We start from the raw sequence: 26,349 nt of genomic DNA, 5'->3' as shown, positions 1-26,349 counted from the left end.
TAACATTCATTACTCCGAACTCCTATGCACATGCTAAGCAAACAGGAAGGATTCAGTTTGCTTGAGGTCCTCATCAGCACAGTAATCCTGGCCATTGGCTTATTAGGTATTGCCTCATTGCAGACCAACGCGGTTCGCTACAATCATTCCGCTTATCTGCGTTCGATTGCCATTTCCCAGATGAGTAATATGTTTGACCGCATGATGGCTAATCCTGCAGGGGTGCAAGCGGGCTCTTACAATAATATGTCTGGTCTTTCCACAAATCCTAACTGCAGCACTTGCAGTATGTCGCAAATCGCCCAGCGCGATCTCTATCAATGGAATCAGACAAACAGTCAGCTACTACCCAATGGACAGGGCAGTGTCACTCGTAATGGCAATGTATTTACAATTATTATTCGCTGGGACAATGACCGTACCGGTGCCACTGGGATGAATTGCAGCGGCAACTATCGGGTCGATTTGGCTTGTCTTACCATGGATGTTGAGTTATGAGCAGTTTACAAAGAAGTGCGCAAGGATTTTCCATTATTGAATTTATGATTGCCATAAGTCTGGGGACTCTTTTGGTAGCCAGTATTTCTATAGTCTATCTCAGTAATAAAACCACCTTTGTCATTCAGGACGCGCTTGCCAGACTGCAGGAAAATGGACGTTATGCCGATTACATGCTGAGTTATGATCTCCGGATGGCGGGCTATCAGGGCTGCGCAAACCAGCGACAAGTCAAGGTGACCAATTTAATAAAAAATTTATCAACCATGCTAGATTATGACAAACCCTTGCGCGGTTATGATGGCGTTGGATCCACATTCAGCCCGAGCCTGCCCGCAAACCTGCAGGGAAAATCCGTCACGGGGAGCGATGTTATCGAAATACGCAAGGCATCCAGTCTTGGAGTACAGCTTCGTGATGACATGAATAGACCAAACAATCCTATTCTGGTCTATGATCGCATGGGAATTGAAGCTGGAACCCCTTTGATGATTACTGATTGCTCTGTAGGGGATATATTCATTGCCGGATCCAACAGCAATGCTACCGCCATTACCCATTCTTCAAATCAAAACACTTCTAATGATTTAAGTGTGGCCTATCTGCGTACTGCCCAGATAGCCATATTTGATTATTATTCCTACTACATAAAAGATACCGGGCGGGTAAATGCTCAAAATCAGGCTGTTTTGGCTTTGGTCCGGCAAGACAGGAATGGAAATGAGGACGAGATAGCAGAAGGAATTGAGCAGATGCGCATTAGCTACGGCGTCGACACCAATGGCGATAACACGGTCGATACCTATCAGACAGCAGCTCAGGTTCAAAGCGGCGATAATTGGAATAATGTCATTTCAGTCCAAATTAATCTGCTCCTGGCCACGGTTGAAAATGTGGCCGACAAGGCAATGTCCTATTCTTACAACGGGGGCAGCCTTACTCCAGGTGATCGCAAGCTCCGACGGGAATGGACTATTTTTGTTACCTTGCGTAATCGAGGACTCCCCTTATGAAAAGTGATTTTCGTATAAACCAGAGAGGAGCCACACTGGCAGTTAGCCTGCTTTTACTGCTTGTAATTACCCTATTAGCCATCAGTGCCGTTCAGGTAACGCAAATGCAGGAAAGAATGTCCGCCAATATGCAAAATAAGGAAATGTCCTTTGCATCTGCAGAAACTGCTTTAGTTGCCGGAGAAAACTGGTTACTTCGTCAAAGCAGGCAGCCCACCCTTTACACACTCTGCCCGAGCTTTCCCTGTGTTCAGGAGCCCTATCAAAATCTTGATTTTGCCAGTCAGTCAGACAGCTGGTGGAAAAGCAACTCTGCTGAGTATAGCTCCACCCTGAAACAAGCAAGCTCTAAACCGCGATTTATTATTGAGTTTCTACAATTTGTGCCTGATTCTCCTGTGATTGGAACCTCGTCATCTCGAAGCAAAGGGGTTTATTACTACCAGGTTACCGGAAGAGGTTATGGTTTTACGGATGAGGCAATTACCGTATTGCAGACCACAGTGGGAAGGAGGTTTTAATGAAACGACTCCTGCTTATAGTTTGCCTTTTGTGTTTTGGAATCCTGACCAGTCAGGCCGCAACCCTGAACTTATCGCAAACCCCTTTGTTTATTTCTTCTTCAGTAGCTCCCTTGACGATGCTGATTCTTGAGCGAGACCATAAGCTCTACTTTGAAGCTTACAATGATGCATCAGATATTAATGGCGATGATATTATTGATTTACGGTTCAATCCAGACATTGACTACTATGGGTATTATGATAGCTATAAATGTTATGGTTACAGCGGCCTGCAGCAATTTTTTTATCCTATTTCAGTAACCAGCACTAAAAAATGTATTGGCGCCTGGAGTGGAAATTTTCTAAACTATGTAACTACGGCCAGACTGGACGCGATAAGAAAAGTACTTTATGGCGGATATCGCTCCAATGATGCGCTCAATCAAACCATTCTTGAACGAACCTATATTCCACAAGACGGGCATAGCTGGGGTAAAGAGTATACCAGTTTCGCTGTCGATGGGTATAATATAAGCGACTATACTCCCCTCCTCCCGCCCTTATTGGGCACGCGTCATTTATTTGTCAATACCACACTTAGAAATGGAACCAGTGCCCCCTTATTGCGCGTGGCAACTAATCAACCCTATCGCATATGGGAGTGGGTCAGCATTGAGGTGCCGGTCGCCGGCAGCCGAGCGCTTAATGGCAGTAGTGGTCCCCTTATTCTCGGGATCACTGACTATACGGTAAGAGTCAAAGTGTGTGACTCTAGCGTTGGACTTGAAAGCAACTGCCGGGCTTATCCCAATGGTCAATATAAACCTATCGGGCTTCTCCAGGAGTTTGGTGAAAATAATTCGATGCTCTTTGGCCTTATGACCGGCTCTTACAAGAACAATCTGGCGGGCGGTGTATTGAGAAAAAATATTTCAAGTATCACCGATGAAATCAATTTAAATACCGGTCAGTTTACGGCGGTGAATGGCATTATTTCGACGATTAACAAGTTAACAGTCACCGGCTTTGATAGCAATTATAACTATTCCTGTGGATTCATCAGTACCAGAAATATTGTCAATGGGGAATGTGAGATGTGGGGGAATCCAATTGGCGAAATTATGTATGAAGCTTTACGCTATCTCGGCGGCAAAGGTTCCCCCACTCCCAGTTTCGACTATTCCAGTGGAACCGATGCGACGCTTGGCCTGCCAAAGCCGGGTTGGCAAAACCCTTATAGCATCTATCCATATTGCTCTCAGGCCAATCTATTGGTAATTAGCGATCTCTATCCTTCTTATGACAGCGATCAGGTGCCGGGAAACTCATTTAATACGGCAAGCAGCGATTTAAATCCTGCACTGAATGCATCCTCGCTGGCTCAAACTATTTTTAATCGAGAGGGATTTACCAGTGTCTCGGCTTTCATCGGTCAATCCGGCGCAGTAGCCAATGGTGCCCCCACACCAAAGACCGTGACCAGCTTTGGTAATATACGAGGACTCGCTCCGCAGGAAGCAAACTCGGAAGGCAGTTATTATGCAGCAAGTGCTGCCTATTATGGCTGGATAAATGACTTGAATAGCGCAAGAGGCACGCAAAATGTGAAGTCATACATTGTCGCCCTCTCTTCACCGCAACCCGAAATAAAATTCAAGGTGGGAAATAATATTGTCACTATTGTTCCCTTCGCAAAATCAGTTGCAGGTTTAAATATCAATGCGGAGCAAGGCCAATATCAACCAACCAATGAAATCGTTGATTTTTATATTGAGTCACTCTCTAACACCGGCGGGATTTTCCGGGTCAATTTTGCCGATTTGCAGCAAGGCGCTGATTTCGATATGGATGCGGTGGTTAAGTATACGATTACAGTCAACGCGAATAATACCTTAACGATCAGCACTGAAACGATTTATGCTGCGGGTGGCATTAATCAACACCTAGGATATGTCATTTCAGGTACCACCGCCGATGGGGTCTATCTCGAGGTGAGAGACAGCGATACCGCTGCGATCAATGATGTCGATTATTTTCTGGATACTCCGCCTGGAAAATTGCCTGGACAAGCCTGGCAAGATAAAGCGGCATTACCAATATCCACGACAAGGACCTTTACTCCCAGCAATACCCCTTCGGCCATTATTTTCAATTCGCCGCTTTGGTATGCTGCGAAATGGGGAGGATTTAATGATTCCAATGCGAATAATGTTCCTGACATTCAGGGGGAATTTGATACCTCAAACAGCGGGGATCCTGATAATTACTTCCTGGTCACTAATGCCAATAGCCTGCGGGCGCAACTGGCCAAAGCCTTCTCTCAGATAGTAGATCGGGCGGGCTCATTCTCTTCAGCCGCCCTAAGCAGCGGTTTTCTCTCATCCGATACCTTTATTTATCAGGCCATCTTTCAAACCAAAGACTGGAGCGGCCAATTACTGGCCTTTCCTATTGACGAAACAAGCGGCAATATTCTTGCCACCGGTAGTGGTCCACGAGGCTCTGTCTGGGATGCGGGTCAACTTCTCAGCCTGCAAAACTTTAACACTGGTCGAAAAATACTGACTTTTAAACCCTCAACCCAAAAAGGAATTAAATTCAGATGGCCTGGCGCCCCTTCTTTTCCTGGTATATCCGATCTCGATTCAGCACAGATTAGCGCCCTTAACACCAATCCTCAGAATGCGCTAAGTGACAATCTTGGAGGCAGCCGTCTTAATTATTTAAGGGGTGATCAATCGCTTGAACAGAAAAATGGCGGCACATTCCGTAATCGAAAAACCCTGCTTGGCGATATTATTAATTCACAAGCCGTTGTTGTTGGAGCGCCTAATCAGAACTACCCAGCCGTCTGGCCGGATAATGCCCCGGAAAATACGGCTCCATACAGCACATTTCGTCAAAATAATATCAATCGGCAGAGCGTTATTTATGTCGGTGCTAATGATGGTATGCTGCACGCCTTTGATGCAAAGGCAGGAAATGAACTATTCGCCTATGTGCCTGCTGAAGTGTTTCCCAAGCTCAATTTGTTAACTGATCCTAATTACACCCATCAATTCTATGTCGATGGCTCACCGACCGTGGTTGATGTGTTTATTAATTCCCAGTGGCGAACAGCACTGGTCGGTACGCTGGGAGGCGGCGGCCAGGGAGTTTTCGCTCTGGATGTTACTACTCCGACCCAGTTTAATGAAAATAATGCCGCCAACATTGTGAAATGGGAGTTTACCGACAGCGATGATGTGGACCTGGGATTTACTTATGGACAGGCGTCCATTGTACGATTGGCGAATGGCCGCTGGGCAGCTGTTTTTGGCAATGGCTATAACAATACAGCCAGTGACGGTTTCGCCAGCACCACGGGTAACGCGGTTATTTATATTGTAGATATTGATACCGGTGAGCTGATTAAAAAGCTGGATACCGGGGTTGGCATGAGTGGTGATCCGCTAAGCCTTGGGCGTCCAAACGGGATGGCCTCGCCAGCGGTGGTCGATACCGATGGTAATTCGATCGCTAATATTATCTATGCGGGTGATCTGTTCGGTAACTTATGGAAGATTGATATTTCATCGGCTAATCCGTCCCAGTGGGACTTCTGGTATAAGCAGGGAAATCAGCCTCTGCCTCTTTTTGTAGCGGCGGACAGCACTGGAAAACGTCAGCCAATCACTACCAAACCCGAGATTTCGCGAGTGACTTTCAGTGCTTCAGCCTTACAGGTTTACATCGGAACAGGCAAATACCTTGAACCCAGTGATAAAACTGATTTGAGCGTGCAATCTGTCTATGCCTTAAGAGATGACAATACATCTCAAATACGACGCGACCAGCTTCGTCAGCAGACTATTTTATCGGAGCAGGGAAACACTCGGGTGACCAGTTCGAATCTGTTAGCGAATAATGATCGCGGCTGGTTTCTCGATTTAGTGGTGAATGGTCAGGCCAGAGGGGAGCGCGTTATTTCCAATCTCACTTACTTAAACGGCAAAATCATTTTTGCAACCGTTATCCCCACCTCTGATCCCTGCGATTTCGGCGGTGAAAGCTGGCTTATGGAATTAAATGCGCTGACGGGAAGCCGTCTGAATTATAATGTATTTGATTTGAATGGAGACGGCGCGTTTACCACCGCCGATTCAGTCACCTCCAGTGATGGCGGAGGCACTGTAACACCTAGCGGCATTAAATCGGAAGTGGGTCTTATTGCCAGCCCTTCTATATTGAATGCCGGCAGTAAAGAATACAAATACATGCCAGGAACCAGCGGCGGTATTCAAAAAGTAGGTGAAAACCCGGGACCACAGATTTTCGGCCGTCAATCCTGGAAGCAGCTACAATAAGCCTACATTACCAGAATAGCGCTCGCTGCTGTATCCGGTTCCTCCGGCTTCCTGGGTAAACAGTGACCAAAGAACTGATTGCCGCATTGGGTATTACGCTCTCTGAAAATACGAGTAATGTGCGTTTGGGGGGCGACCCGTATTTCTTCCGGAATTCCTGCTGGTACTTCAACACAGGATTTCATGGTATTAAATTGTTGCAGTTCTTTAATGCTATATTGTTTTTTAGCCATTTTTGCTCCGCTTAAATCAGGGGGGCCCTACGAAATCCTCTCTCCCTCAGGGAGAGAGTTAGAGAGAGGGATTAAAATCAACCCTCACCCTAGCCCTCTCCCAGCTTGGGAGAGGGGATTTTTTTAAAAGTGAATAGGGCTGCTTATTACTCAGGCAGCACAGGAGGCAGAAGCAGAAACAGCTTCGCCAAAATTGGGATTCACTTCCTCAATTTCCTGCTCACGTAATTTAATCAATGATCTGATTTGAGTGCTTTGCAATGAAATTGCAGCAGTGAAGATCTCGGGATTATTGTTTAATTGAGCAAGATTTTCTTTCTGTTCAGCACTAAGCCACACTTTGTAGCAGGATAGGGTTTGATGAGCACCCAGACGTGAAGATAGTGCTTTTTTTAAAGAGTCTGTGGATGTATAAAATTGACGCACCACATTACTCTGGCTGGCGCAGAGCCACATTCGCTTGTTCCCAGCGGTCTGATTTCTATACTGCTCAAGTACAGGAACGTAATACCAACTTTGGTTTGCCTCTTTATTTTCTGGGACCACCGCCCCACTTCTATTAAAAAAACCGGTCACTTTGATTCTCTTTTGTACTTAATACGGCCTTAATGTTTATACCATATTATACGCAGGGTGTACATTAAGTTTTAAAATTATATGAAAACCAAGCAAACGGCAGTTACCGTACAAAGCAACATCCTGGAACAATTAAGACAATTAGTTCGTCAAGAAAAGCATGGATATTTCAGTACCAATAATAAAGCAGCATTTCTTAAGCAGTTGGACGAAGCCCTGTCTTTAAACGATACGATGAGTATCAGTGACCTGGCTTGTGCGATATCTACTGTGGAGAATCTGCTTATTAAACCCGAAGGAGCTACTGCGGCAATTCATTTTAAAGACTACCTGGACAGCAAACAGTATCGAATACTGGACAAAGCCCAATCTATACCCGCTCCATCAGCAAAAAAACTTTCTATTATTATCCCGGAAGGAGATATCGAGATAAGCAGTCTGCTGATAAAGCTGCATGAATCTTTACTGAACAGTTATCAGTTATCCCGCAATCATGCCGAAGGTCAGATTCCTGTTAGTAAAGTGAAATACAGTGCAGAGCAATTACAAAGCACTCAATCATTTTTTGATTTGGAATTGACGAGCCAGCAGGCGCAGCTTCCAGATAGTGCTACCATCATTAAAGATATTCAGCGCAAAGGAGTGACTCTTAATGGAAAAGCGATCACAGCCAAAGACAGTAATGATAATAATGATCCCTGGATTCGGCAGGCCATCGAAAACTTCACAGGAGAGCAGATTGATACCGCCAACTCAAAGGCTAATAAGATGTATCATTTTGGCGGCCAGTTTCTTGAAGCGATTCTTCTGCAGGAATTCACCCATAGCATGCAGCTAGCCAATAACCCGGATTTTATTCTTGAGCGCGGTATGGTGAAAGGCCACATCGATTGGGTTAAGAATCCTGAAAATCAAGAAATTTCTGCAAAAATTAATCTGAAAATCTTCACCTGCTCCACCGCCGATCTGGATGATGTCGAAGATCCACAGAAGTTTTTCACCATTGGCAGTGACGGTTCATCGCTGGTTCAGGTCAGTAACGATGATATTGAAAAGGTCATACCGCGAGCCTCAGCAGAGGTCAGCGGAAAAACAAAAGGCAATATTGTGCCGGTCTGTGAGTTAAATGGAACGGTCAAGATGGTGTTTGATCAGAGCCAGGGTGCATATCATCTGAAGGTTTCCGGGTTTACAAACAAAATCAACACGCCAGACTTAATTTCAAATAAAGCGCCTCAGTTTAGTCCGGTTGAAAAAGCAGCTTTCGAGGCTCCTGTAAAAGCCGGCACAGCCAGTCTTTTGGCAAGTTTTGGCAAATTCGCTTTGCCGAAAGCATCCCGAATTGAAGGAGCAGCGGCATCTGATGTACCCACTTTGGTGAGTAACAAACAGTAACAATTATCCTTATCCGTCTCGAGGACTCACCATCGGTGACGTCCTTGGAGACAAGCTTCGCTCCCTCAATAAACTAAAACAGCATTTAAAAATAACAAATCTCATTCATAGACTATACTTAATTAGTAACGATATTTTTTTAAAGAATAATCGACAACTAGTTAAGGAACGATGAAATGGAAAATTCAAATCTTAATCAACCACGATCAAATGGACCGCAAATGAGCAATCAATCTGGATTTAAATCACAATCCCATGTAGGTGAAGCGGCTAGTCAGCTTCTCGAAGAAGGTAAAAAACTGGCGAATGAACTCTATCAGGAGAATATTGCCCAGAAAGTGAATGAAGCGCAGGAAACAGTGAAACAATATTCTGATGAGTTAACTGAAAAGGTAAAAACCAATCCGCTGAGTGCATTATTAATCGCTGGAGGCATTGGGTTCGTGTTGGCCAAAGTTTTATCTATAAAATGAGTAACCTATTTGAATCGATAACAGGCCTTGTTTCCAGTAAACTGGAAAGCTACAAGTTACTCGCGAAAGTATTCCAGCTGGAAACAAGACTGGCAGCTATGGGGGTTTTGCCTCTCATTATTCATACAGTCATGTTTTTGATTATCAGCATGACTTTATGGCTGCTGGTAATGTCGCTGGTGGCCTATGGTTTATTTTATCTCCTTGGCAGTATCGCACTAGCTTTACTATTAGTGGTAGTTATAAATCTGGGGATAATGTATACCATTTACAGGCTTGCCCTTTCAAATATAAGAAAGATGAGTTTTGAAAAAACCCGAGAATATTTTTCTCACCATCCGGAAGATATCCATGATGAAGCAGAGACAACAAATCTACCAAGAGCTGATGCAGACAGACATGCGGTTAAAGCTCGAGTTGAGTAAAGTTCGCTATTATAAGCGAAATCTTGACTACAACATGGGTGATAAACGCATGGTTGCCCTTGGAGCGCTTCCACTGGTATTTGTGGGATGGAAAATGATTCGGGCTTCAGGGATTTTTGCCTTTTTAAGAGAAGCAGCAAAATTCGCCATACTGACAGCAATCGGCAGTATGAAACGAAATTTTCTGCTGAATCTGAAGTCACTAATCAGCCGCTCTTTTTAAATCTCATTTTTCCACTTATATCGCTTTTTTTTGTCTTTGCGAACAAAGTAAAGCAACCCAGAGCAGTGCCCGAACGGAGTTTTGATCTGGATTGCTTCGCCAGGCTCGCAAAGACGATTATCTATCGAAGCCCGGTATTCAAACCAAGAGCCAGGGGCAATTGATCAGCCATAGCGGTTCCAATATTTTTGCTTACTTTTTCAAATACACTTTGTTTATAGGTGTAATCGGATACCGTATCAATTTTGATAGTATCTCTCGCTAATTGGCCGCTGCTGGCAATACCATCAATCAAACCGCGTTGTTTAGCCTGTGTTCCTGTCCAGAATAAACCGGAAAATGTCTGATCATCAATGAGTAGACGCGTACCCCGCCCTTCTTTAACTTTGGCGATGAATTGCTGATGAATATCATCCAGCATGGTTTGCATCAGCTGAGTTTGCTCTGGCGTGATTGGAGAAAATGGATCCAGTATTCCCTTGTTGGTGCCTGCGGTTTGCAAGCGCCTGGTAATCCCGAGCTTCTGCATGGCATCTACAAAACCAAAGCCGTTATATAAAACTCCGATGGATCCTACCAGACTGGATTCATCCGCATAAATTTCATCAGCGCCAACCGCGACATAGTATGCAGCCGATGCGCAAATATCCACGCACACTGCATACACTTTTACGTCCGGATATTTGCTGCGATAGTATTTTAATGAGTTATACATATAACTGGCTTGTACCGGGCTGCCGCCAGGACTGTTGATTCGCAAAATCAATGCCTTTAAGCCTTTATTTTTATAAGCGGCATCCAAACCTTTGGCAAAATTTTCGGCATTATTGCTCTGTGTATCAAAAATGCTGCCATTGACATCAATTAAACCGACATGAGGTTTGCTGCCCGCTCCCTTTTCTTCAGTATCCCAGGCCGCCTCATAAACAATCCATACAATTAATAGCAAAAACAGAATACGCCAGACCCAGCGCCAGCGTCGTTTGCGTTTTTGTTCTTTCATAAATTCAATTACAATTTGATTTAGCAGGACTTGAGAATCCGAAGAATTCTCTACTGAAGGATTATTCATTGTTGCGGCTACTTGATTTTAAAAAATGAACCCACATTTTACGGCAGATAGCGGGTAAATTAAATAACAAAAAAGAGGTTCCTCTTATGCGCATGGACAAGTTAACATCCAAGTTCCAAATGGCCCTTGCTGACGCACAATCTTTAGCGTTAGGGAAAGATAATGGCTTTATCGAGCCGGAACATGTTATGAAAGCCTTGCTCGATCAGCAAGGAGGCAGTTGCCGCGCTTTGCTGGCAAAGGCGGCAGTTAATCTTACCGAGTTTAAAACCCTGCTTGATCAGGCGCTCGAAAAGCTCCCTAAAGTCAGCGGCACTGGCGGCGAAATTCATATATCCAACGCCTTAAATCGGCTTCTTAATCTGACTGACAAACTTTCTCAACAAAAAAAAGACAGCTATATCTCCAGCGAACTGTTCATACTGGCTGTTATCAGTGAAGACAGTCATTTAAGTAAAATTCTGAAACAGGCAGGCGCCACCACTCAGTCCATTGAAAAGGCTATTAATGAATTGCGGGGCGGAGCCGCAGTCAATGATCCTAATGCTGAAGAGCAGCGGCAGGCTTTGGAAAAATACACCATCGATTTAACCGCCAGAGCGGAGCAGGGAAAGCTTGATCCCGTAATCGGCCGGGATGATGAAATTCGGCGAACTATTCAGGTACTACAGCGACGAACCAAGAATAATCCTGTCCTCATTGGCGAACCTGGCGTCGGTAAAACAGCCATTGTTGAAGGACTTGCTCAGCGTATCATCAATGGTGAGGTTCCAGAAGGTTTAAAGAGTAAACGCCTCTTATCTCTTGATATGGGCGCTTTAATTGCCGGCGCCAAATACCGCGGTGAATTTGAAGAACGTTTAAAGGCCGTTTTAAATGATCTCTCCAAGCAGGAGGGCCAGATCATTCTCTTCATCGATGAATTGCATACAATGGTAGGAGCGGGTAAAGCAGAGGGCGCCATGGATGCCGGCAATATGTTAAAACCCGCCCTTGCGCGCGGCGAGCTTCATTGCATTGGCGCCACCACTTTAGACGAATACCGTCAATACATTGAAAAAGACGCAGCTCTTGAGCGCCGTTTTCAGAAAGTGCTGGTTGACGAACCGTCCGTAGAAGATACGATCGCAATACTTCGGGGCTTAAAAGAACGTTATGAAGTTCATCATGGGGTTGAAATTACCGATCCGGCAATTGTTGCCGCCGCCACCCTCTCCTATCGCTATATTACAGACCGGCAGCTGCCCGATAAAGCCATTGACTTAATCGATGAAGCGGCCAGCCAAATCCGCATGGAAATTGATTCCAAGCCAGAAAGTCTGGATAAGCTCGAGCGTCGCTTGATTCAATTGAAAATTGAGCGTGAAGCCTTGAAAAAAGAACATGACGAGGCCTCCAAAAAGCGTTTACAGGATTTACAAACCAATATTGATGAGCTTGAAAGAAATTATGCTGATCTGGAGGAAGTATGGAAGTCTGAAAAAGCCTCCTTGCAGGGTGCGACCCAAATCAAGGAATCTTTGGAACAGGCCAAAGTGGAACTGGAAACGGCAAGACGTGCAGGAGATCTGACCCGAATGTCCGAGCTTCAGTATGGACGAATTCCTGAATTGGAAAAACAATTAACTAAAGTTAATGAAGCCGAAAAAACAGAAAATCGACTGGTACGCAACAAAGTCACCGAAGAGGAAATTGCGGATGTCGTCTCCAAATGGACCGGTATTCCTGTCGCTAAAATGCTCGAAGGGGAGAGAGAAAAGCTTTTACATATGGAAGACGCCCTGCACAAACGTCTGATTGGACAGAATGAAGCCGTTGACGCCGTAGCTAATGCCATCCGACGTTCGCGTGCCGGTCTGTCAGACCCCAACCGTCCGATTGGTTCCTTCTTATTTCTTGGACCTACCGGAGTTGGTAAGACGGAGTTATGCAAGGCACTGGCAAGCTTTCTTTTTGATACCAGCGATGCAATGGTGCGTATCGACATGTCCGAATTTATGGAAAAGCATTCAGTCGCTCGTCTTATCGGCGCGCCTCCAGGTTACGTAGGCTATGAAGAAGGCGGTTATCTGACTGAAGCTATCAGACGACGCCCCTACTCGGTCATCCTGCTGGACGAAATCGAAAAGGCCCATTCGGACGTCTTCAATATCCTGTTGCAGGTCATGGACGATGGACGTTTGACCGACGGACAGGGACGAACTGTTGATTTTCGCAACGCAGTAATCGTCATGACCTCCAATCTGGGTTCTCATCTCATTCAGGATATGGCTAAAAAACTGAGCTATGAACAGCTAAAAGCCGCTGTCATGGAAATTGTCACCCAGCATTTCCGCCCTGAATTCATAAACCGCATTGATGATACAGTGGTATTCCATCCCCTGAACAAAGAGCAGATAGCTACTATCGCCGCTATTCAAATCAGTTACTTACAGCAGCGCCTGCAGCAGCAGGATATTCAGCTTTCAGTAACTCCGGATGCCCTTGCACATCTGGCGGCAGCAGGCTTTGATCCCGTCTATGGAGCCAGACCCTTAAAACGGATCATTCAACAAAAGCTTGAAAACCCGCTAGCTCAGGCCTTATTAACCGGGGAATTCAAATCAGGTGATACCATTAAGGCAAGTTGGGAAGACGACAGCTTGCAATTTCATATTGCTAATTGATTTTAAGTTCTTCCCGCTCAGCGGGAAGAACTTTTGTTGATACAGGAGCTTGAACCCTAACTAGGCACCATACTGCTGCGTTTTTCCTCTGCATTTTTTCCTTGCAGCAGTAGCTGGTATTCCTCGGTCAAATTATTAAATTCATCATTGAGCACTTTTATTCCAAGCTTTTCCCAAGGTGTATTTTTTAATACTGGAGCATAGACCTCACCCAATTTACTCCTGAAAGTCGCAAAAATCTCCAGTGCATCATGAACCGATTCAGGGTCAATTAATCCAAGTCCTGAATGTATAGCATGATGGCAGAGTTTATAAAGAATGGATTCTTTGAGATCTTTTTTCTTCATTTGCTCTGAGCACATAATATAAACTGCCAATAGAGAGTGACTCAACATACCGTTCAATCGGCTAAGTATATGCTCCACAAACCTTGCCACGTTGTCAGCATCTTCTTTAAACTCAAAGCGTTCAGCACAATATTCAAACACACTCATCAATTCCCTCGGCACCAGGGTTCTAGCCCAGGCTAGTATTGCATCTTCATCGTTAAACGGACCAGCAGACGCTGCCTGAATTTTTAACTGATTAATTATTTCTGAAATTCTGGTTTGACAACTGACCAGAGAATTTTTCATGGATAACACAAAATGAACATAAGGAATCTGCTTTTTTATATCATGATAGGTTTTATCTTTATTTATTTTTTCTTTTGCGTTGGATATAAATCCCTCTAATTTGAAAAAATATTGTGCCTTCTGATCACGGACATGCGGCAAAGCTTGCCAGGTAAATTCAGTTCCTTCCGTTTTGTAGGCCTGATTTAAAAATCGATGATAGGCTTTGAGATATTCTTTCAAGGCATAAGGATGTTTCTTGAAATACTCGGACAAAGTCCTGGCATCTGTGATTGTGTTCTTTTCTATATCCAGAATTTTTCGTAATTTTGTATATAAAACACTATTTTCGCGATCCCAGAAATACCATGAACTATATCCTGTATTCATTCGAAAGAATCGATCGAATATAGCCCCCATCAAAATATCTCTGCACTCCGCCTCATATTCATCACGATCAACATTTTGCGCCTTTGCTCTCTCTTCAATTTCCTCAGGTCTGGGTAGTAAGGCCATCGTTTGGATGAGCAGCGTTACATATTCTTCATTAGTCTTATAGCTTTTAGCCGCGGCTTCCGCATAATCTTTTTTTAATTTATCTAATTGCTCAAACAAATATTGATAAGTAGGCGGAGTATAGCCTCTGGCTTTTTGAACAAAATCCTTCTTTAGCGAAGCTGTTTTCTCTAACAGATGCGATAAGGGTGGCTTACGATATCCCATGAGAGCTCCTTTTAACAATAATTAAAAATGCCGCAATTCCAGCTAATCTTTTCTTCCTCGGGCTCCGCGCATAGCAATGCATGAATTAAACTTTGGGTATCCAGTGGGAAAGCTAGCCAGGTAGGGTTTAATTCCACTGTGTTTTGATTATCATTTAGCCAGGTAAAATAATGCCGCAGGGACAGCAGTGCGCGCTCATAATACTCTTTTTCGAGGTTGTGGATGTCATCCACTCCCAGGTGATTTCGCATTGCGTTAAATAAAGATTTATCCCAAATCCACTCTACCGGATTGTCGTGACGCTCCCATATAAATATATACATGCCCACTAAGATATCGAATTTCAGCTTTTCGCTGGCGGCTTTATAAAAATTCAGGCTTTCTGCGACCAGCTTCAGAAGTTCTGCATCATTCAGATGTTGAATATTGATTCGATTTAAAGGTAAACAGGAGCCGAAAAATGTACCGAACAACCCAGTGTTATTGCTTTGAGTTAAATCCGCAGGGAGTTTTATTGCTTTTTTTTGCAGAACTTTAAAATCTGACATGGCATCCCTCCACAAGCATCCACTCGCAGCTAAAAATCAGCGACGTTGCTAATCCCAATCCATAGTTTCCTTGGGAACCTTTTTTTTTATAACAATCTGTTAAAGATTTTGCAATATAAATAGTCGATTAACTAAGTTTTTATAGGTGCAAAAAGCAAGCCAGGACTTCCGACGAACCGCTTCGCCCCACGCTTATGGGGGAACGCAGCGGTTGAGAGTTTTTGGCATATCGAACAGACAGCGTCAACCACGTTGGGCAATAGCTGCGGTCAATTGCTGATGAATATTGTCAAACCCGCGATTACTCATCACCAGAATGGCATCGCCAGACTGACTGTTAATCGCTACTTCGTTGACAATTTCAGTGCTGGTAGGAAGAATTTTATAGCTAAAATTCCAGTTTTTAACCAAACCGTCCAGATTAAAATGCTGCGGCTTTAAAATAATAACCTTGTCAGCCTCTTGTAAAGCGTCTCGAATTTTATCGCCATGTACACCCATTTTCATGGTGTAAGAAGCAAATTCCAGCACGACCGTGATGCGCTTATGGCGCTGACTGTTCTTCAAAGCCTGAATGGTTTTACTGATTGCGGTCGGATGGTGGGCAAAATCATCATAAACGGTTATGCCATTCTGATCGGATTTTACTTCAAGCCGACGCTTGACTGGACGAAATGATTCGAGTGCCCTGGCTGCAACCTCGGGATTAACACCAGTATGAGAACTGGCCGCAATGGCTGCCAGGCCATTTTCGACATTGAAGCGGCCTATCAGCGGCCAATTCACCTCTGCTACGATTTTGCCATGATGCCATACACGAAAAGCACGCCCGGTTTCCTCGAGTAACTCGGCACGCCATTGTGCATCGCCATTCAAAGCTAATTCTTCCAGTCGTGAAAATACCCCTCTTTCTACAACAGCATTCAGCGCTGCATCATCGCGAGGTTTGAGAACAACTCCTTTGGCAGGGATTGTTTTCAAATAATAATGAAATTGTTGTTGAATAGCCTCCAGATTGGCATAAATATCGGCATGATCAAATTCAAGATTATTTAACAAGGCGATTTCGGGACGATAATGCATGAGTTTCGGGCGTTTATCAAAATAGGCACTGTCATATTCATCAGCTTCAATAACAAACCATTTACCCTTGCCCAGACGATTGCTGGTATTAAAATTGGGAGCGACCCCACCAATCAGAAATCCTGGCTCCAGACCGGCCTGATCCAGGATATGAGCAAGCATTGATGTGGTTGTTGTTTTTCCATGAGTTCCTGCAACTGCAAGTACCCGATATCGGCTGAGAATATGCTCTGCAAGCCACTGAGGGCCAGAAGTGTAAGGTTTATCTGCATCGAGAATCGCTTCCAGTACAGGCATACCGCGTTTAATTGCATTTCCTATGATAATACAATCTGCCTTCAATGCCATTGATGCATCATCATAGCCCTCAACCCAGTCAATTCCTTTGGCTTCGAGCAAATCACTGATGGGCGGATAACAATTGGCGTCACTGCCAGTAACGGTAAATCCCGCTTCCCTGGCCAGTAGTGCCAAAGCACTCATAAATGTACCGCTAATACCAAGTATATGTAGATGCATTTTTTCACCGGATAAAAGAAAGAGTTAGAAGGCTGAATGCCATTAATCCAAGGCAAGCTAGAATACCATTAACAAAGCTTAAATCCAAAGCATGCCGATAGATATTGGCAGTCACTAAAAATTGCCAACCGGTTAGGAAAAGTGCCGCCACTAAGTAAATTAACAGCAGAAGCAGCATAAGAAGATTATTAATTTGCTCGCCAAGCATAATTTGCGAGAAAAAAATCAAGGGAAAGGCAAGTAAATGAATGATTAGATAGGTCACATAGAGTGAGCTGACCGTTTGGACAAGTCGTTCTGATTTTCCAGCCAGATATAAAAGAAATAAAGTATAGATAAAATAAGTCCCAAGAAGGATGGCTGCCGCCAGAAAGGGTACCTGAAAGGCCTGCTTTTTTGGGGCCACTAAAGACCACTGGACACTAACGACAATAAAAAAAAGAAGCGTCAAAATCACTAGTAAATACAATGAATACGGCGTTTGGGCCGGTGATTCTTTTAAAGTAGTTACTTTCCAATATCGCTGCAAAATATGTTTCCACATGATCATCCATTAATTCTGCGCCAAAGTCCTGATCTCGAAAAGTTTAACAGCTGAGCAGATACTTAAATTATAAGCTCTGATTAGACTATTGGGTGAACAAATCCGACTAGGCCTGTTGTTTCTTTTTTCTGAAAATTTTGTCCTGAGCGACCACCGGCTGCTTCCAGGGACCTGAAATCTTGTAGGTATAGCCGCTGATTTTCTGCATTCCCTGATTAATAATTTTACTGGCCACCCAAGTCGCCAAACCAACAACCGGCCCTCCGGCAATGGTAGCGACAATTGGCAGGCTTGCAGTGATATGCGGAGTCACCCGCAAATCGAGATTATAAAGCTGACGGGAAATATCGAGATTCCCTTTCATGCTCGCATAAGCTATGGGACCATCGATATAACTGTCCTGAGTCGTCATCATCCCCTGGGCAATGTTGAAATTGCCTTCAAATATATCAAAACTATATCCATCATTCGACAAATCACTAAAATCCAGTTTTAATCTTCTTGGTATGGTTTGCAAACTGAGAATGCTTAATAGTTTACCCAGTCCCAGTTTTTCTTCTGTATCCGAACTCAGATGAGTTATACGTCCGTTTTTGAGAATAATCGACATATTACCTTTGAGATTATCAATGGAAAAATCCTGAAAACCTCCTGTCCAGTTTCCTGAAAAGCGGATAGCTCCCTCCTGTCCCTCAACCACCGGACTAATATTAAACTGTTCCAGTCCTTTGGCCAGGTCGGTAAGTTCCACATTGCTTTGAATTTCGGTTTTACTGCCATTTTGCTGAGGGGACCATAATCCCTTTGCCGTCATTTGATAAGCAGGTGACTTCAAAGTACAAGAATCGATTTTCCAACCGGATCGTGTTGAAATCGCCTTCAAAGTCATTTTACCCAAACGCCAGTCGGCAAATCGTAAATCGTTAATGCTCAATTCCATATTGGGCATATCACTGATATCCGGATTACAGGAAGCTCCTTCAACTTTTTTATTTTGACCCAGAATCAATCGGTTGAAACTGCCTTTAATTAAATTGAATTTGGGATCATAGTTCAGGCTGGCATCCATCTCTTTCTGATTAATTCGGATAGCCCAGCTATCCTCTGGCGTTTTGCTTGCCTTGATGCCAAGATCATTATATTCATAACTACCCACAATTGCTTTTTTCAGGCGAACATTAATAAAAGTCACTAGTCCGGCTATTCCCTTTTGATTATCCGCTTTGGTTTTAGCCAACAGGTTCTGCCACTGCTGCAAATTAAACACGGGCAAAGTGCCCGCAATTTGCAGGCCATTGATCTTCTGGTCAGCACGGCCGTTGCCAAATAGAATACTACCCTTATCCAGATGAAACTCTTTTTTCTTTCCGGCAAAATTCAAACTCGCCGACAGGCGTTTGTCATAATCCATATTCAGTTTAACGGCTTTTTCAGGATTAAACTGAACATCCAGTGTAAGCGGTGCTTTACTCATCGAGGTTTTGCCGAACGGCGCAGGAAGATTAATACCAACACCCTGGAGATTTGTCTTGATTAGCAAATGATCCAAATCACTTGGATCGTCAGTAAGAGTTAGTGTACTTTCCAGCCAAAGATCACCCTGCATCAATGAAAATAAGGCCAGATTCAATTTATTTTTAAGCAATTCAATGCTCGTCTTCCCTTTCAGTCTGACTTCGGTATAAGGTTTACCCTTGCGTACGGATTTAATTAAAATACTGACCGGATTTTGTAAAAGCGAGGCTTTCAAGTTACTATCCAGAATGCCTTCCTGATCAAACTGCAGATTCCCGCTGACGCCGCTTAACTGCAAATTCTCCAGACTGTGATGAACTGTAACCTCATTATTATCAAAGTCCACATCGCCCAACACCAGGATCTCGTCATTTTCCGGATATAGTGGCGCTTCCAATCGAAAATCGAGGCTGAGATCACCGCTCATCTGCAGCATTTTCAATGTGGCGAGTTTCTTTTTAAGCGGAGAAGCCAAAACATAGGCCAATCCTTTTCTGGAATCTGAATTGACTTTGGCATGCAGGAGCAGGGTTTCCCGATCATGGCCAATATCATTGACACGAAGATTGGCCTTATCCAACATGATACCGCGCAAATTGGCATGCACTACATCGACATTAAGCGAGCGTCTGTCAATAGAAAGATAAGCCTCGACATTGCGGGTTATAGGCCAATGCCTGGCATAATACAGGTCGACTCCCCGCAGATGACCTTTAACCAGAAATTCGCCGTTATTCTGATCAAATGGAAACTCTGCGACAGGGCCATGAAGATGAACTTCAGCCACCATATGATCAATTTGTTTAATTCCCTGCTTCAGCCATAAATCCAGCTTCGGCTTTAGCTTGCCTGAGGGGATGTATTTCAACCATTGCTCACCATTGTTGCCCTCCAGCTCTGCAGTCAAATCCAGATTTCCCCTGGATTGATCACTTATCCCTGACCATTTACCCTCGAGCTTAAGCAGCAGATCAGGATGCTGCAGTACCATTCGGTCAATATCAATCGTTGTTTCCTGATCTACCGTTTTCCAGTCAAGAGCCGCATTGGCCAGCAATAATTTGACCGGAGGCTTATCTTCCACGCGTATCACCGCATCTTCACTATCCAGTTCAAGACGACCTTGTCCTGGCTGCCATTGAAGGACACCAGAAAAATTATCAATTCCAGGCACTGTTGCCGAATTTTGCCAACCCAGCTTACTAAAACGAGATAGAAACCAATCCGGTTGGCCCTGCTTTATCACCAGCTGTGTATCGCTCATAAAACCAATCGGATTATAGGATCGGATACTGGAAAACTTTTCAGTCAGCTGATTTGGCAAGCTTTCCAAAGCAGAGGCGATATTGAGCTGTTTAATATAGGTCTTATAAGCGTTACTCTGCGTATCATAGCTGATTTCAAAAGAGTTTTTTGGCCACTTAGTGCCATTTAAACGTAAAACCACTTCATCGCCTGTTAACTTCCAGCCGGACTTGGTTAATGTCCAGGCGAGGCTGGCTTTAAATTTCTGAATTGTATTTGTTTTGTCATTCAGCAGTTCTCGCCATTGAATCTGCTCTAAATTCAGTTTGGCCTGAACGGTTTGCACCTGTCCTTTTTTGATATCAATCCAGGATTTTAAATCGCCGGATCCTTTAAGGTCTTGCTGCAGATTTTGTGGCAGCAAACTGGTCCACTGTTCAAATTTCCAATCCTCTGATGCAAAATAAATTTGGCCTTCGGTTTGCGCAAGATGATAAGGATCAATGGATAAATCAGCAATCAACCGGAAACTAGTCGGCATATTCTGTTCAAGTGCCGCCTCACCGCGGATGCGGTAGCGATCTGCTTTTCTGGAAACTACCAGATTAAAGCGTTTCACTGGAATGACGCTGCCATTTTGCAGATGAATCTGGGTGGAGAAATGCTTGATAATAATTTTTTGCTGATTAAGTATCCAGGCCAGAACTGGTGTATAGACAGCAGGATCCAGTTTGAACTCTCCATTGCCCAGGTTTAAGCCTTCTATTGACCATTGATTATTGTTTTGACGGATATCCAGATTCAGATCATCGACATAGAGAACACCGGGCTGTATCTGCCAATGCCACAACGAGCCCAAAAGATTAATACCTACCAGCAGATTCTTTAAATGAATAGCCCCCTCTTTGCCATCTGAAACGCTGACCTGCTTTAATTTAATTACCGGCTCAAACCAGTACCATCCCGTCTCCATTGTCTGGATATGAACAGGTTCTCCTACCAGGGCCGACAAATGCTTCTCGACTTCTGTTTTATACTGCGAGGCCCAGGGAGTCAGAGCGCGAAACAGGCTGGATATCACTGCCGCAGCAATAATCAATATCGCCAAGGGTAAACGGCAGCGTTTTAAAAGTTTAGTCACCAGTTTTTTTTGAATGGGTTATTGAACCCTTACTATACCATTGCTTGAGCGCGTACTCATCACTTTCTTTCTGATCCAGACGTTCTTGCTCGCTTTTTTTCTCGTCATAGAGCTTTTTCAGCAGCTCAAGCACTACATCCTGTTCTGCTTTAGCCTGAAAATAGGTTTTTTCAAGTTGCGATCGCTGTTTCGCAAGAGAAGCCAGATGCTGATTCATTTGCCCTAAGGCCTGATCCAGTTGCGTGATAAATTCGATACGGTTTCGCATACGTCCGATTTCGCAACCAGCATTGCCCAACTGATGCAACTGCTCCACATAATCCTGACGATAAACCAGTAATTGCTCATGTTTGGTTTTGCCGGCATGAAACTGATCCCGAGCCAGCTGCCAGTTTTTTGCAGCTTCCAAAACTGCCTGCTCTCGGATTTTAAGAATTTGCAGCAGCTGATTTATAGGTGCCTGACTCATAGTTTATTTTTCCAAAATTGCTGCCAACTCCCTTAGCTTTGATAAACTTTCCTCTTGATTAACACACTGATTCATATCCTGAGAAATATAGTCTCTTATCTGATCGCGGCAAAGTATGGCCTTATCCAATTGCTTGTCTGTTCCCTTTGTATAAGCCCCAAGCAGGATCATATCCTTATTTTTTTCATAAATGGACAGATATTTTTTTAAAACAAGCATAGCCTTTATCTGGCTTTGCGGCACAATGTTTGGCATAACCCGGCTGATGGATGCCTCAAGATCAATTGCGGGATATTGCCCTGCTTCCGCGAGGCTTCTGTTTAATACAATATGTCCATCCAGAATCGCACGGGCGGCATCCGCAATGGGATCCTGCTGATCATCCCCTTCCGTAAGAACAGTATAGAATGCAGTGATCGAACCTCCCCCTGGCATGGCATTTCCTGCTCGTTCGATCAATTGGGGGAGTTTGGCAAATACCGAAGGTGGATAGCCTTTGGTTGCCGGGGGTTCGCCTATAGACAATGCAATTTCCCTTTGGGCCTGTGCAAAACGAGTCAGAGAATCCATTAACAACAATACATGCTTGCCCTGATCCCGATAATATTCCGCGATACTGGTAGCAACCATTGCACCATGCAGACGCATCAAGGGACTTTCATCAGCCGGTGCAGCGATCACAACTGCCCGTTTTAAACCCATTTCGCCAAGATTAGTTTCAATGAATTCTTTTACCTCGCGCCCGCGCTCTCCAATTAAACCGACCACCACCAGGTCAGCAGCAGTGAATCGGCTCATCATGCCCAGCAATACTGATTTACCGACGCCGCTGCCGGCAAACAGGCCAATTCGCTGACCTCGCCCAATGGTTAGCAAGCCGTTAATTGCTCGAATCCCCACATCAAGTACTGTATCAATATTAGCTCTTTTTAAAGGATTGACTGGGGCACTAATGAGGGGATAATTCTCAATAATTTCAAGCTTTTCCCCGCCATCAATCGCTTCTCCCGCCCCATTCAGAACTCGGCCCAACAGCTGGGCTCCTACTCTTACCTCAGCAATCCGCCCGGTGGGCGTTATGAGCATGCCAGGAGCAATTCCCTGGGTATGACTAATCGACATAAGATAGGAGGCATCATCATCAAAACCAACAATTTCTGCCTCAACACGCTCTGAAGCAGACAATTTGACCCAGCATAATGCTCCTACAGGTTGTTGAAATCCGCGGGCTTCAAGAGTTAAGCCTACCGCGCGGCTTATTCTGCCGCGTCGAAGCAAACCGCTTGCAGAGCGTTTTCTTAATCGTTTTAAAAGTGGAACCAGGCGGGATTCATAATGAATCATAGAAATCATCCAGGGAATTATCATCACTTGAAGGGATGCTCATTTCCAGACTGAACTGCTCAGAAAATAATTGTGCAAATCGCGCTTTAAGCCGCCCATCAAGCTCAGTGTAGGCACCCTTTAAATAGAAATCCCCGCGCATCAGATTAGCATCTTCTTGTAAAATATCGGTGATTACTGCTACTTTTTGCTTATCCAAATGATTTTTTAACCATTCAACGTCCAAAGGATGCATGGTCAGCTGCTTATTTCCTTTAACGGAAGGCAATTCCTTCTTAATCTCTTCAACCAGGCACAAGACCTTCTCAGGATTACAGCTCAACTCAAGCCCAATGCAGGATTCACAAATCCAGAAAATCGTTTGAACAATTTCGTCACAGACTTCCTTATCGAGCAAACGGATGGGGTTTTGAAAAAAATCAATCCATTCCAGTAATCTGGATTTGAGCGACTCTATTTCAGAAACAGCATTTGCCATGCCTTCCTTATATCCCGCCAAGCGAGCCTCTTCCCGTAAACGCTGACACTCCGCCTCAAAAATTGCCTGTGTATCAACCGGTGAGGGCGGCGACTCGGATACAGGTGCTTTTAAATCCCAGGGGCAAAATTCATTTGGACTGGCGTTTTCATGGAAGGGTTCAAACTCTTTTTCCATTCGCTGTTTTCCCTAACTCCAACAGACATGCGGGCTAGTATCACAAAAAAAACCTTTGAAAACAAATTAATTTTATTGAATGCAATTGCATGTAGGTTGTGCCCTTGGCACAACATTGAGTTCTGGAGTGGTTCAACCTTTTGCGTGGGTAAAGGGCAAAACCTATAAGGATTCCTTAACTTAATGGCAGTGAGGGTTAGGGTGAGGGGGCTATATACAAGGTCGCGTAGCGATTCATTAATCATATTTCTGTGGCGATGGTTTATTGCCACAACAAAATGGAATCACTAACGTGATAAATTTTTTAACCCCCCTCACCCTACCCTCTCCCCCACGCTGCGCGCGGTGGAGAGGGGATAACATTACTTCTTAGCCTGACGGCTATGGGACCGTGGCCCAACCTATAATAATTCCTACTTAACGAAGGAATGAATCATTTCTGATCTTTATCGAATCACTTAAGCAAATATTAAGCATTGAAAGCTTATAATAATTAGAAGCGGTTTATAAGCACTGAGGGGACAATGGCTATTACGCTCAAAAATCTTGAGTCCATTGACCAATCTATTCAAAAAGAATTTGAACAATGGATTAAAAGCCATGTGCCTGAAACTGTCAAAGATACCGACCAGATAAAAACATCCCAGTATAGCATCTTGAACTACCCTGCATTATGGTCCGGCGCACGGTTGTTTGAAACACGAATCAACGCAGCTAAAAGCAAGGAAAAACCCGCTTCTGAATCAATTGAAGAACTCATTGAAAAATCTAAAAAAGCAAACAAGAAAGACGAGAAGGCTTTAAAAGAGATCCTTGCTTTTGAAAAATTATTCAAAAAGCAATCTGAATATTTTAAAGAAAAAGCACTGATTCAATTTGTTAACAAAACCATCGATGATCTATCCATCGCCAATGACGATGCAGCCAAATCAATTAATCAGATTAAAGATAAAATACGAAATCTTTTTTCAGCCAATGCCTTACTGAAATTACAAAGACGATATGATTGCCTTCAAACGCATCGACAAATCAGTTTACTTTGTCAGGAATTGCGCACTTTTGCGGATGCAAAAAATAAAGACGCCTTCGAAACGATTATTCAGCTGGAAGTCTTGGGAAAACGAGTCATCGATGGACAATACGAACATGCCAAAAAAATGACCCTGACGGAGGCTATTGGCTACGATGTGGCTACAGCAACCTCTTTAATCGGATGGGTCACCAGCTTTCCAGCGGCCATTCTCGGTTTGGCAGGAATCTTTTTTCCACCCTTGCTTGTACCCGCCGGGATCATCGGTACTATAAGCTTCATATCCTATGCAGCCTCTATTATCTCAGTTGCCAATATGGCGCATCAGGCCTTTGCCTATGGCCGCTCTCCCCACCCCAGAGACTTTTGGTGGATGGTCATGGATGTGGTTCTGGCACCGGTAAACCTGGCCGGTGGTGCTATCTTTTCCTCATTCGCCAATTTGGCAAAACCAATTAAGCATTTACCAAATGTGATCAATGTAGTTGGCGACTGGTGGAATAATGTATTTTCCAATATTCTGCCTGATGTGTTTTTTGTTAAAGACTCCTATGAAGATAGCAAAAAGATTGGGGCTACCTATACTGCTCGCGGCCAGTTACGAAATTCGCCCACGGCCAGTTCGTGGAAGCAAATGGGAAGCGCTCTTTCGCAAATGGAAAGTGACGCAGCGTCAAAAATCCGAAATACCAAAGAAGAAATTGCTCTGGTAAAAGCAGACAGCAAACTCAGACCTGTAACGTCAGAAGTGGTTAAGGACAAGGAAGCCTTGTTAAAAAATCTCAAAGAGCAGCTTGAGGATACTCCTGATTTTAAGAATATTCATCAGGCCCTGGACGATTATTTCGGCCTGGAAAGCAAATTACCCAAGTCACATCAGTATGTTAATACTAAAGAATATCGGGAAGAAATTTATCGCAAATCCTGTGCCTTGGTTAATCTCCTGGAAGCCTGTAATCAACTGAGCAGCGGTAATCAGGAACTGGCTGAACCCCAGGGGCTTATCAATCAAATTGCTCAGAATGCCAGAGTGATTGAACAGCATTTGAATAATACTTATCAGAAATTACTGAGTTCCAGACCCACTGGCGAAACCGCAGCTCACAGCAGAGATTTTGCCTTCGTCAGATTATCCAGTCCTGCAGAAAGTCTGCAGTTTACGAAAAGTCATCAGGCGGGGATTCTTCTTTGGGATAAGGGATTCATGGGCACTAGAACCTCCAGGGAGGCTGAGGCTGTTTTAAAGGCAGTAAAAGCTTATAAAGAGTTAGATCCTGATGTGTCCAGAACTCTGCGGTTATCTGCATTAAATGCTATTGCTGAGCAATGCAAAAATTATATCGACCTCAATAAAGCTAATCCAAAGAAAGGTCGACTCCAGTATGTGGAAAAACTTGCTGAAACAGTGAAGAATGAAAAAGCAGCCCTGGAAGAGTTTTCAGCAGAAGAGCCTGTTTTGGTGGAATTTAAGGCGAAATAAATGCCTCTTCTCCCAG

21 protein-coding genes are annotated in these 26,349 nt (G+C 44.0%); 10 read left to right on the top strand and 11 right to left on the bottom strand.

The features are described from left to right. Nucleotides 1–24: 24 nt before the first annotated feature. From pilV to LXA66_RS13970, 4 genes are read left to right on the top strand one after another with little or no spacing between them, the layout of a single operon-like run. On the top strand, nucleotides 25–498 hold the full coding sequence (pilV, locus tag LXA66_RS13985; protein WP_112218233.1) for a type IV pilus modification protein PilV: 474 nt from the start codon (nucleotides 25–27) through the stop codon (nucleotides 496–498). Beyond that, the gene (locus LXA66_RS13980; RefSeq protein ID WP_233013649.1) at nucleotides 495–1,511 is read left to right on the top strand and encodes a PilW family protein; all 1,017 of its coding nucleotides are present in this window, start codon (nucleotides 495–497) and stop codon (nucleotides 1,509–1,511) included. The genes pilV and LXA66_RS13980 overlap by 4 nt, the downstream gene beginning before the upstream one ends. Continuing rightward, complete coding sequence (locus LXA66_RS13975; RefSeq protein ID WP_233013648.1) at nucleotides 1,508–2,032, top strand: PilX N-terminal domain-containing pilus assembly protein; 525 nt, start codon at nucleotides 1,508–1,510, stop codon at nucleotides 2,030–2,032. The genes LXA66_RS13980 and LXA66_RS13975 overlap by 4 nt, the downstream gene beginning before the upstream one ends. Then, nucleotides 2,032–6,360: a pilus assembly protein gene (locus tag LXA66_RS13970; protein WP_233013647.1), complete on the top strand. Its 4,329-nt coding sequence runs from the start codon at nucleotides 2,032–2,034 to the stop codon at nucleotides 6,358–6,360. The genes LXA66_RS13975 and LXA66_RS13970 overlap by 1 nt, the downstream gene beginning before the upstream one ends. A 2-nt stretch (nucleotides 6,361–6,362) precedes the next feature. Here the strand turns inward: LXA66_RS13970 and LXA66_RS13965 are convergent, their stop codons facing one another. Then, entirely contained in the window at nucleotides 6,363–6,593 is a 231-nt protein-coding gene (locus LXA66_RS13965; RefSeq protein WP_233013646.1) for a hypothetical protein, read from the bottom strand. Nucleotides 6,594–6,743: 150 nt separating this feature from the next. Beyond that, nucleotides 6,744–7,169 carry a hypothetical protein gene (locus tag LXA66_RS13960; protein ID WP_233013645.1) on the bottom strand — a complete coding sequence of 142 codons (426 nt, stop codon included), beginning with the start codon at nucleotides 7,167–7,169 and terminating at the stop codon, nucleotides 6,744–6,746. Between the two features lie 81 nt (nucleotides 7,170–7,250). Between LXA66_RS13960 and LXA66_RS13955 the strand changes: the two genes are divergently transcribed. From LXA66_RS13955 to LXA66_RS13940, 4 genes are all read left to right on the top strand, one after another. Beyond that, the gene (locus LXA66_RS13955) at nucleotides 7,251–8,564 is read left to right on the top strand and encodes a hypothetical protein (protein ID WP_233013644.1); all 1,314 of its coding nucleotides are present in this window, start codon (nucleotides 7,251–7,253) and stop codon (nucleotides 8,562–8,564) included. Nucleotides 8,565–8,740: 176 nt separating this feature from the next. Next, nucleotides 8,741–9,037, top strand: a complete 297-nt coding sequence (locus LXA66_RS13950) for a hypothetical protein (RefSeq protein WP_233013643.1) — start codon at nucleotides 8,741–8,743, stop codon at nucleotides 9,035–9,037. Next, nucleotides 9,034–9,462, top strand: coding sequence for a hypothetical protein (locus tag LXA66_RS13945; RefSeq protein WP_233013642.1), 429 nt, complete (start codon nucleotides 9,034–9,036; stop codon nucleotides 9,460–9,462). The genes LXA66_RS13950 and LXA66_RS13945 overlap by 4 nt, the downstream gene beginning before the upstream one ends. Further along, the gene (locus tag LXA66_RS13940; protein ID WP_233013641.1) at nucleotides 9,437–9,685 is read left to right on the top strand and encodes a hypothetical protein; all 249 of its coding nucleotides are present in this window, start codon (nucleotides 9,437–9,439) and stop codon (nucleotides 9,683–9,685) included. The genes LXA66_RS13945 and LXA66_RS13940 overlap by 26 nt, the downstream gene beginning before the upstream one ends. A 121-nt stretch (nucleotides 9,686–9,806) precedes the next feature. Here the strand turns inward: LXA66_RS13940 and LXA66_RS13935 are convergent, their stop codons facing one another. After that, on the bottom strand, nucleotides 9,807–10,757 hold the full coding sequence (locus LXA66_RS13935) for a S49 family peptidase (RefSeq protein ID WP_112218242.1): 951 nt from the start codon (nucleotides 10,755–10,757) through the stop codon (nucleotides 9,807–9,809). A gap of 86 nt (nucleotides 10,758–10,843) precedes the next feature. Here LXA66_RS13935 and clpB point away from each other — a divergent pair, with 86 nt between their 5' ends. Next, on the top strand, nucleotides 10,844–13,423 hold the full coding sequence (gene clpB / locus LXA66_RS13930) for an ATP-dependent chaperone ClpB (RefSeq protein ID WP_112218243.1): 2,580 nt from the start codon (nucleotides 10,844–10,846) through the stop codon (nucleotides 13,421–13,423). 56 nt (nucleotides 13,424–13,479) lie between these two features. On the opposite strand, the gene LXA66_RS13925 is transcribed toward clpB, so the two are convergent. From LXA66_RS13925 to LXA66_RS13890, 8 genes are all read right to left on the bottom strand, one after another. Next, nucleotides 13,480–14,760 carry a hypothetical protein gene (locus LXA66_RS13925; protein ID WP_233013640.1) on the bottom strand — a complete coding sequence of 427 codons (1,281 nt, stop codon included), beginning with the start codon at nucleotides 14,758–14,760 and terminating at the stop codon, nucleotides 13,480–13,482. An 11-nt stretch (nucleotides 14,761–14,771) separates the two neighbouring features. Then, nucleotides 14,772–15,308 carry a hypothetical protein gene (locus LXA66_RS13920; RefSeq protein WP_233013639.1) on the bottom strand — a complete coding sequence of 179 codons (537 nt, stop codon included), beginning with the start codon at nucleotides 15,306–15,308 and terminating at the stop codon, nucleotides 14,772–14,774. Nucleotides 15,309–15,551: 243 nt separating this feature from the next. Continuing rightward, a complete protein-coding gene (mpl, locus tag LXA66_RS13915) occupies nucleotides 15,552–16,910 on the bottom strand; it encodes a UDP-N-acetylmuramate:L-alanyl-gamma-D-glutamyl-meso-diaminopimelate ligase (protein ID WP_233013638.1) in 1,359 nt (452 codons plus the stop codon). Between the two features lie 4 nt (nucleotides 16,911–16,914). Further along, nucleotides 16,915–17,454 carry a hypothetical protein gene (locus LXA66_RS13910; RefSeq protein WP_112218247.1) on the bottom strand — a complete coding sequence of 180 codons (540 nt, stop codon included), beginning with the start codon at nucleotides 17,452–17,454 and terminating at the stop codon, nucleotides 16,915–16,917. A 106-nt stretch (nucleotides 17,455–17,560) separates the two neighbouring features. Beyond that, a complete protein-coding gene (locus LXA66_RS13905; RefSeq protein WP_233013637.1) occupies nucleotides 17,561–21,355 on the bottom strand; it encodes a YhdP family protein in 3,795 nt (1,264 codons plus the stop codon). Next, nucleotides 21,348–21,824, bottom strand: coding sequence for a flagellar export protein FliJ (locus LXA66_RS13900; protein ID WP_112218249.1), 477 nt, complete (start codon nucleotides 21,822–21,824; stop codon nucleotides 21,348–21,350). Before LXA66_RS13900 ends, LXA66_RS13905 begins: the two co-directional genes overlap by 8 nt. Nucleotides 21,825–21,827: 3 nt before the next feature. Beyond that, the gene (fliI, locus tag LXA66_RS13895) at nucleotides 21,828–23,168 is read right to left on the bottom strand and encodes a flagellar protein export ATPase FliI (protein WP_233013636.1); all 1,341 of its coding nucleotides are present in this window, start codon (nucleotides 23,166–23,168) and stop codon (nucleotides 21,828–21,830) included. Then, complete coding sequence (locus LXA66_RS13890) at nucleotides 23,155–23,823, bottom strand: flagellar assembly protein FliH (protein WP_233013635.1); 669 nt, start codon at nucleotides 23,821–23,823, stop codon at nucleotides 23,155–23,157. The genes fliI and LXA66_RS13890 overlap by 14 nt, the downstream gene beginning before the upstream one ends. A gap of 524 nt (nucleotides 23,824–24,347) precedes the next feature. On the opposite strand from LXA66_RS13890, the gene LXA66_RS13885 reads away from it, so the two are divergent. Next, a complete protein-coding gene (locus LXA66_RS13885) occupies nucleotides 24,348–26,333 on the top strand; it encodes a hypothetical protein (protein ID WP_233013634.1) in 1,986 nt (661 codons plus the stop codon). Nucleotides 26,334–26,349: the final 16 nt, after the last annotated feature.

The organism is Legionella sp. 16cNR16C (assembly GCF_021297775.1).
In the GTDB taxonomy this organism is placed as follows: domain Bacteria; phylum Pseudomonadota; class Gammaproteobacteria; order Legionellales; family Legionellaceae; genus Legionella_C; species Legionella_C quinlivanii_A.
This window is presented reverse-complemented; position numbering and strand designations above follow the sequence as displayed.